This window comes from Sphingomonas bacterium (assembly GCF_028289855.1).
Lineage (GTDB): Bacteria > Pseudomonadota > Alphaproteobacteria > Sphingomonadales > Sphingomonadaceae > Sphingomonas.
The window spans coordinates 1-6,756 of sequence record NZ_JAQGKZ010000061.1 but is presented as its reverse complement, the minus strand read 5'-3'; the positions used below and the strand labels follow the sequence as shown (position 1 = coordinate 6,756).

The following is a 6,756-nucleotide window of genomic DNA, read 5'->3' as shown; positions in this document are numbered from 1 at the left end:
GGGCAACTTGCAGCAGCGTGTATTTACCGATCATGGCCGATCCTCCCCTTTGACGCGGGAGGCTGCATCGTTTCGGTAGCCTAGGCAAGAGGGAGCGTTTAGACTGCGGCGCGGGCCTGTCGCCCCCCAAGGAAACCGCCATGGCCAAGAGCCAGAAGAAATCGAACAAGGAAGTCCGCAAGCCCAAGGCGGAAAAAGCGCCCAAGGCCAATGCGTCGAACCCGACGACCAAGGGCAACCCGGTCGCGATGGTGAACATCAAGGGGTGAGCCGCGACATGGCCGAAGCCTGGTGGAACGACACGCTGATCGCCCGCAGCGACGATATCGTCACGGTCGAGGGCAATGCGTACTTCCCGCTCGCCGCGATCGCGCCCGACCTGCTCAAGGATAGCGCGACGACCAGCGTGTGCCCGTGGAAGGGAACCGCGCGTTACTACACGCTGGTCGCGGGCGGCGCGGAGAACAAGGACGCGGCGTGGTATTATCCCGCGCCCAAGGACGCCGCGAAGCAGATCGCCGGGCGCGTGGCGTTCTGGAAGGGCGTCGAGGTAAGGTGACGGTGGGGCGGCCCGGCTAAGCCGGGCCGTCGGTCGGCGCGATGCGCCGCCGGCCGGGTTCGCGCCGAGGCGCGGATTAGCAGTGCTAATCCACTGCACGAACCTCAATCGATGATCTCGCCGCCTTCGGCGCGGATGCGGGCGATGCCGTCCTTCATTGCCTGGATTTGCTCGGGCGCGTGGCCGTTCCATTCGGCGACCTCTCCGACGACGCGCAACGGATCGCGCGAGCGGTAGGATTGGGTCGGGTTGCCGGGGAATTTCTTGTCGGTCAAATTGGGGTCGTCGACGAAGTCGCCGGTCGGCTCGACGATATAGATGCGCTCGGCCCCCTCGCCCGCCGCCAGCTCGGCGCCCCAGGCCGCGGCCTCCAGCGTGCCGCTGAAATAGATCCACGACAGCGGCGTGCGGTCGTAATAATTGGAGGCGAAGCCCGGCGTGAGCAAGTCGCCCGGCGACAAATCGGCGCGCGTGCCGTGATAGAAAGGCGGGACGGCGTCGCTGGCATAGGTCATCGAGTCACTCCTTCGCGCGCAACGGCCAGCGGCCATGCTCGACGTGCGTCGTTTTGCCGACGACGCTTTCGACCAGCCGCACGTCGCGCACCGTCCAGCCGATCGGCGGCATCCTTTCAGCCCGCAGGCGGTCGCCGTGATAGTTGATCGTGAGGTGCGGTTCGGGCGTCGTGCCGAGCATCATCGGCGCGCGACGGTCGAGCAGATGGCGGACCAGCGCCGCCTGGAAGGCGCGTGCTTCGGGAAGCGGATCGCGGGTGCGCAGCGTCACCGCCTTGCGGTTCTCGATCCGGTCGAAGACGAGCGGGAATGCCGCACCCGCGAAGCTGTCGAGCGCGGCGATCACTTGCGGCAGCCAATCGGGCGGCGCGCGGTAGAGATCGAACAGCTTCATCAGCGTGACGTGGAACAGCTCCGGGCCGCGCCCGGGATCGTTGCGCGGCAAGGCGGCGATTTGCGCCTGCACGTCGGGGGGCGGCTTGGCCATGATGTAGAGCGGGTTGCGAGGGCGCATTTTGGCCCGATAACAGATCGCGCCGGAAGTAGACAAAGTCGACACCCTGTTTGGCCCGTTATTCGGGCGATCCGCAAAGGGTATCCGCGACGTGCTCGGATTGCGGCGGCGGTGGCGGCTGGCCGGCCCATGCCGCGTCGAACGCGCGCCACGCGGCGCGCAGCATCCGGCCGATCCGATAGGACAGAATCCCCGGGCGGGCTTCCTGCCGTTCGCTCGTCTCGAACCGGTCACGCCATTTGCCGTACCGCGCCGGGTCGCGCGTGCGCAGCAGGAACATCGTCAGCCGCTCGTCGAAATGGCGCCGCTCGCCGACCTGATCGGCGCCGTGAAAAATCGGCACCGCGACGCCGTGGATCGCGCGCGACAACGCCGCGTCGGACAGCCGCGCGACCGCCATGTCCATCGCCGCGTCCCAGGCGAGGCGAAAGGCTTGCGCGTCGGCGCCCGCCCTGAGCGCATAGGCCGAGGAGCGGTTCATCCCCACGGCTCGCGCCGCTTCGTCGACACAGCCGCATTCGGCCAGCGCCTCGATAAACGCGCGCTGGCGGTCGGGCACCCAGCCGTCGTGGCGATAGCGCACCGGCACCGGGCCGAACGGGGTGAGCTCGCGGATGTGCGCGCTGTGTTCGAGCGAGGCGGTGTCGTCCGCATCGGTGACGGTGTCGGAGGTCGGCGCGTCGCCCGGCGCCGTTCGGGGATCGGATGATTCGGTCATCCGACAGCTTGGATCAGACCAAATCCTACATTGGAAGGTTTTTGCGGGGCCCGCTGCTGTTCACTCCATGCCGACGGCGCGCGCAAAGGCCAAAGTATCGAACATTTCAGCGTAGCGCACCGCCCGGCCTTCTCGAAAATGCCAGACGTCGACTTTTGGCGTATCGACGATGTTGTCATTGCGGCGATGCTGCCAGCGGCAGCGGCCGATCCACACGATGGTATCGTCCTGCGCCACCATTTGTTCGGTGTCGAACGCCAGCATGATCCAGTCGGCGGCGATCGCCCCGAAGAAATGATCCGCCGCCGCCAGCCCGCGCGCCGGATCGTCATGGTCGGTCGGCCCCATCAGGATCGAATGCATCGTCAGATCTTCGTCCATCAAGGCGAGAAATTCGCTCGGGTCTGCGCCCTTGCTCTCGTCCCACGTGCGATAGGCGGCGCGAAGAGCGGCGACGGGCAAGTCGGTCATGAGATGCTCCTTGGTGAGGTGAGCCCGGATTAGCGGCGGGGCGCGTAGCGGTACAGATGCGGGCAATGCGAAGCTGCCGGTTTCAGGAATGAGGCGTCAGGCCGTGGCCCGGCGCGAACTGCACGAGGTCCCACAGATTGCCGTAGAGATCGGCGAACACCGCGACGGTGCCGTAGTCGTGCGTCGCGGGCGGGCGGACCCAGTCGACCCCGGCGGCGGTGAAGGCGGCGTGGTCGCGCGCGAAATCGTCGGTGGCGAGGAACAGGAACACGCGCCCGCCGGCCTGGTCGCCGATGTAGCGCGCCTGGTGGTCGGTCGAGGCGCAGGCGAGGAGGATGGTGGTGGCGTTTGCGGGCGCGCCGGGCGGGCGGATCGTCACCCAGCGCTTGTCCTGCTCGGGCTGGTAGCTGTCTTCGACCAGCGTGAAGCCGAGCTTGCCGACGTAGAAGGCGAGCGCTTCGTCATAGTCGCGGACGATCAGGGCGATGTGGGCTAGGTGGGACAAGAGTTCAAAATTTCAAATCCAACTGCTTAACTTCATCACCGTAAAGCGCTGCGGATATCGCTTTACTACGTTCACGTACGACCATTGCGGTGGAGCGGTTCATACGCTGCTCAATAGCGCTAGCAACCGGTGCAAGATGTCCAAGTACTTCTGCCATGTCCTGAATTACAACACCCCTCCGCTGTGGATACGCCATTGATATCAGCTGGTTTGCATACCAATGCAAAAACGCTTCATCAACCTCCGGAAAAATGCGACCTTTATTCGCCTTGAGCAGTGTTGCAGCATTGTTTGCAAACCGACCAATATCGCTGAATTGTTCGAGCATTCGCTCGCCTAATAGGGGCTGCTCAATTACAATTCTTAGCAGCTCTAGGAAGCGAAGTTCCTGTCGGCCATGAGCCGACACGGCGCGAAGCGATTTTACAACATCACTCGGATCAAATTGCATGATCCTTGACTGGGGCGAACCAACTGCACGCCTAACAGATTCCGCAACTAGTTTAGAGTTAACCCCCAACTCGGCTTCTAGCCACTGCGCTAGTCGAGGCGGAAATATGTCTTGTATGTCAGGACTAGAGGAATGGAGAATCCAGTTGCGGTGTGCTGCTGCAACTTTCGCCAAGGAAGGGCTCTGAACCGCCTGAATCAAAGACCGCCAAACAATATCCGGAAACACCGATGCCCGAACGAATGATTGTTGCGCTTGGACTCCTAGATCCCGACCATAGAAGCCCTTAATTCTGTCGCGTTCTTTCTCAACTTCGCCACTAGTTCCTATCAATTCAGCAATTTGAAGAGAAACTGCCTGATCGTCTAATTCGCGATAGGCTCGTGCTAACGTAGGGCTTATGCTCGCTAACGACCCCACAGTTACGTCACCATTCCAGACAAAGCAAAAATGGAGAGAGTCCCCAACACGTGCGGAATAAGACTCATCAACCTCTATTACATCGTGATCGCTTGTGTCTAACTGCACAAATCTATCGATAATTAACTCAGTGGCATCGGGTATCTGAATATAGTATTTTTCCGCGCTAAGAAAGACTAATTGCGCAAAGCCGTCTCGAGGACCGTAGGGAGTGTATCCCACGGCATCCATATGTCTTATATTGGTCACGGCAATATCTTTGATTGCCGGTAAAATTCTCTGACGGCGAGTTCCACGAGAGTTTGATAATGTTCAGGATGCCTGTTCGGTATAAACTCGAAAGGTATAATTTCCACGGCCCGATCCCTTACAGCCACTAGGGCAGGACTTTTATAGTCCTCGTTCCACAATGTGTGCGGCACTACGATGGCCAAAAGATCGCTATCGATCTTGACTGGGTCCGCAAAGACGATTTCGATTGAGCAAATTCGATCATCCGGTTCATTACGCCCGGGGGATGTCAGTAGCTCTAGGTACGACCGTGCTTCCATTTCATGCGGCTCCGCTGCACTGGCGGGGTCACGCACGCGACGAGGATCGCCTGATAAGTACGCATCTTGTGACTCGAAAGTAGCCGATATCAGCTTGTTCGGAGAAAACCTGTCTGTTCCAATTTTGAAGTCTTCGACATCAAAGTCGTCGTCCAATACGTGACTATACATGCGAGCCCCAAACGCACCCGTGTCAAATCCGTATGCTTGATTAGCGCGATCTAGTAGATCACTCTTAAAAATGAAACATTGCGGGCAGGAAGCCTCTAGCTTTACAACTTTGTCCCCATTGCAGCGATACGCTGGCCGACCGTAGAAAAAAAAGGCGAAGGTGCCCTTTAAAGTATCGCAATATTGAGGCTCTATCTTGCCGTTTCGGAGAATGTCTGTGGCTTTAAGCCCGCGAGTAATATGGGTGAGAGGAAGGATGGGCCAGTTGGGCGACAGGTGCCGTTCCACCCACTCGCTAAAGCCCGGGCGTCCCCTTACGGGAATCTTTGGTGGCGTGCTCATTGCCCCTCCTTCGCCGGCAAATATATCTCGCCGCCGGATACCTTAAGGATTTCTCGCATCTCGGTCATCCCCGGCTTTCGCCGCGATAAGTATCCAAGCTACGCTAATCGTGCTCCCGTCCACCCGCGCCCATGTACAGCTCGCGGCCGCTCTCGTTGTAGAGCTTGCTCATCTCCTCCATCCCCTTGATCGCGGCGGCCTTGCTCGCGGCCGCGGTCTCCGCGCCGGTCGGGCCGCTGGCGATGAAGCCTTCGACGCCCTGGTTCTGCTTGCTGGCGAAGTCGCGCACCTCCTGCGTGATCTTCATCGAGCAGAATTTGGGCCCGCACATCGAACAGAAATGCGCGGTCTTGGCGCCTTCCGCGGGGAGCGTCTGGTCGTGATAGTCCTCCGCCGTATCGGGATCGAGGCTGAGGTTGAACTGGTCGCGCCAGCGGAATTCGAAGCGCGCGCGCGACAGCGCGTCGTCGCGCATCTTGGCCGCGGGGTGACCCTTCGCCAGATCGGCGGCGTGCGCGGCGAGCTTGTAGGTCACCACGCCGACCTTGACGTCGTCGCGGTCGGGCAGGCCGAGATGCTCCTTGGGCGTCACGTAGCAAAGCATCGCGGTGCCGTACCAGCCGATCATCGCGGCGCCGATGCCGCTGGTGATATGGTCGTAGCCGGGCGCGATATCGGTGGTGAGCGGGCCGAGCGTGTAGAACGGCGCCTCGCCGCAAACCTCGAGCTGCTTGTCCATATTCTCCTTGATCTTGTGCATCGGCACGTGGCCGGGGCCCTCGATCATCACCTGGACGTCCTGCGCCCAGGCGCGGTGGGTGAGCTCGCCCAGCGTGTAGAGCTCGGCGAACTGCGCTTCGTCGTTGGCGTCGGCGATGCAGCCGGGGCGTAGCCCATCGCCGAGCGAATAGGCGATGTCGTATGCCTTCATGATCTCGGTGATCTCGTCGAAGCGTTCGTACAGGAAACTCTCCTTGTGGTGGCTGAGGCACCATTTCGCCATGATGCTGCCGCCGCGGCTGACGATGCCGGTGACTCGCTTGGCGGTAAGCGGCACGTAGGGCAGCCGGACGCCGGCGTGGATCGTGAAGTAGTCGACGCCCTGTTCGGCCTGTTCGATCAGCGTGTCGCGGAAGATTTCCCAGGTCAGGTCCTCGGCGACGCCGCCGACCTTCTCCAGCGCCTGATAGATCGGGACGGTGCCGATCGGGACGGGGGAGTTGCGGATGATCCATTCGCGGGTGTCGTGGATGTTGCGCCCGGTCGACAGGTCCATGACGGTGTCGGCGCCCCAGCGGATCGACCAGACCATCTTGTCGACTTCGGCGGCGACGTCGGATGCGACCGCGGAATTGCCGATATTGGCGTTGATCTTGACCAGGAAGTTGCGGCCGATCGCCATCGGTTCGGATTCGGGGTGGTTGATGTTGTTGGGGATGATCGCGCGGCCGCGGGCGACCTCGTCGCGGACGAATTCGGGGGTGACGTAATCGGGGATACTCGCGCCGAAGCTTTCGCCGTCGCGGACGTATTCCTTGA

10 protein-coding genes are annotated in these 6,756 nt (G+C 61.3%); 2 read left to right on the top strand and 8 right to left on the bottom strand.

The features are described from left to right. Window positions 1–140: 140 nt before the first annotated feature. The gene (locus tag JWM94_RS07145) at window positions 141–269 is read left to right on the top strand and encodes a hypothetical protein (RefSeq protein WP_299424262.1); all 129 of its coding nucleotides are present in this window, start codon (window positions 141–143) and stop codon (window positions 267–269) included. Window positions 270–277: 8 nt separating this feature from the next. Then, window positions 278–559, top strand: a complete 282-nt coding sequence (locus JWM94_RS07140) for a DUF427 domain-containing protein (RefSeq protein ID WP_299424259.1) — start codon at window positions 278–280, stop codon at window positions 557–559. A gap of 104 nt (window positions 560–663) precedes the next feature. Here JWM94_RS07140 and arr read toward each other — a convergent pair whose 3' ends face one another. The 8 genes from arr to thiC form a co-directional block, all read right to left on the bottom strand. Further along, a complete protein-coding gene (arr, locus tag JWM94_RS07135) occupies window positions 664–1,074 on the bottom strand; it encodes an NAD(+)--rifampin ADP-ribosyltransferase (protein ID WP_299424257.1) in 411 nt (136 codons plus the stop codon). Window positions 1,075–1,078: 4 nt separating this feature from the next. Beyond that, entirely contained in the window at window positions 1,079–1,588 is a 510-nt protein-coding gene (locus JWM94_RS07130; protein WP_299424255.1) for a 2'-5' RNA ligase family protein, read from the bottom strand. Window positions 1,589–1,646: 58 nt separating this feature from the next. After that, window positions 1,647–2,306, bottom strand: coding sequence for a hypothetical protein (locus JWM94_RS07125; RefSeq protein ID WP_299424252.1), 660 nt, complete (start codon window positions 2,304–2,306; stop codon window positions 1,647–1,649). A gap of 60 nt (window positions 2,307–2,366) precedes the next feature. After that, the gene (locus JWM94_RS07120) at window positions 2,367–2,777 is read right to left on the bottom strand and encodes a nuclear transport factor 2 family protein (RefSeq protein ID WP_299424250.1); all 411 of its coding nucleotides are present in this window, start codon (window positions 2,775–2,777) and stop codon (window positions 2,367–2,369) included. An 82-nt stretch (window positions 2,778–2,859) separates the two neighbouring features. Continuing rightward, window positions 2,860–3,282: a VOC family protein gene (locus tag JWM94_RS07115; protein WP_299424247.1), complete on the bottom strand. Its 423-nt coding sequence runs from the start codon at window positions 3,280–3,282 to the stop codon at window positions 2,860–2,862. Between the two features lie 4 nt (window positions 3,283–3,286). Further along, complete coding sequence (locus JWM94_RS07110) at window positions 3,287–4,402, bottom strand: hypothetical protein (protein WP_299424245.1); 1,116 nt, start codon at window positions 4,400–4,402, stop codon at window positions 3,287–3,289. After that, a complete protein-coding gene (locus JWM94_RS07105; protein ID WP_299424242.1) occupies window positions 4,399–5,217 on the bottom strand; it encodes a hypothetical protein in 819 nt (272 codons plus the stop codon). Before JWM94_RS07105 ends, JWM94_RS07110 begins: the two co-directional genes overlap by 4 nt. A 103-nt stretch (window positions 5,218–5,320) precedes the next feature. Beyond that, a partial coding sequence (gene thiC, locus JWM94_RS07100; protein WP_299424240.1) for a phosphomethylpyrimidine synthase ThiC occupies window positions 5,321–6,756 on the bottom strand: 1,436 nt, incomplete at its 5' end.